Source organism: Oleiphilus sp. HI0079 (assembly GCF_001635105.1).
Window position 1 is genome coordinate 1 of sequence record NZ_LWFT01000088.1, and the last position, 1,063, is coordinate 1,063.

General features: G+C 45.8%; 1 protein-coding gene and 1 pseudogene. Both read left to right on the top strand.

The annotated features are described in order from the left end of the window. Window positions 1-498, top strand: a 498-nt coding sequence (msrA, locus tag A3750_RS01325; protein WP_068547961.1) for a peptide-methionine (S)-S-oxide reductase MsrA, incomplete at its 5' end; no start/stop codon positions are given. Window positions 499-907: 409 nt separating this feature from the next. Next, window positions 908-1,063, top strand: a pseudogene (locus A3750_RS25225) (transporter substrate-binding protein); the annotation flags it as partial.

Below are 1,063 nucleotides of genomic sequence, written 5' to 3' on the forward strand. Positions count from 1 at the left end.
ATCGTCCTTGGGTTAGGCTGCTTTTGGGGCGCTGAGCGGGCCTTTTGGGAGCTTGATGGTGTTTACGTTACGTCCGTGGGCTACGCTGGAGGTTTTACTAACAACCCTACCTACGAAGAGATTTGTTCAGGAATGACAGCCCATACTGAGGTTGTTCATGTAGTCTACGACCCGGACATCATTAGCCTCATCGAGATTTTAAAAGTATTTTGGGAGAAACATGATCCAACGCAGGGCATGAGGCAGGGGAATGATCTTGGTACGCAGTATCGATCGGCGATCTATTACTTAGAAGAGTCTGATTTGGCCGTGATAAAAACGAGCTATCAGCAATACCAAAATGCACTCGAAGAAGCAGGGCTTGGAAGTATTACGACTGAGATCGCGCCTTTGAAGGAATATTTTTATGCCGAAACCTATCATCAGCAATATTTAGCGAAGAACCCTAATGGATATTGCGGTTTAGGTGGCACGGGTGTGACCTGCGGCGTCCCTTAGCGCGATCTATTCTCAAGGCAAAAAAAAGCCCTTGGAATCCAAGGGCAAAGTCCACTCTAGCGTCTCCGCTAGTGATAACAAATCTGAAACGTCCGGTATCAGATATATATTCACCTTACCCACCATAATTAGAATATACATACTAATTCACACGAGCATATTTGACTTTGTTGCATTCGCTTGCGCCAAAACAGGGCGTGGCAGTCGCATGCTTTGGATTTTTTCGCCCGCTATTGGTGCGACAGGTTCTTGGTCAGGCTTTGTCTATACGCAAATATACGTACTAAGTGTCTGATTTATCTTAGTTTCTAGGAAACGGCGCAGCACTTGCTCTAACCCCCTGCAGGAAGATCGCATACAAGCACTCCTAAAAAACAAACAATAATTCTTCGAACGGGGAACGTTAACGATGAAAAACTTTAAGACTAAATTGGCGACGGTTGCAGCTGCAGTGTCGCTGTCTGTCGGTGCTTCGGTTACATATGCCGCTGATACCATCAAGGTTGGGGTACTGCACTCACTATCTGGAACGATGGCAATTTCAGAAACAACATTGAAAGACACC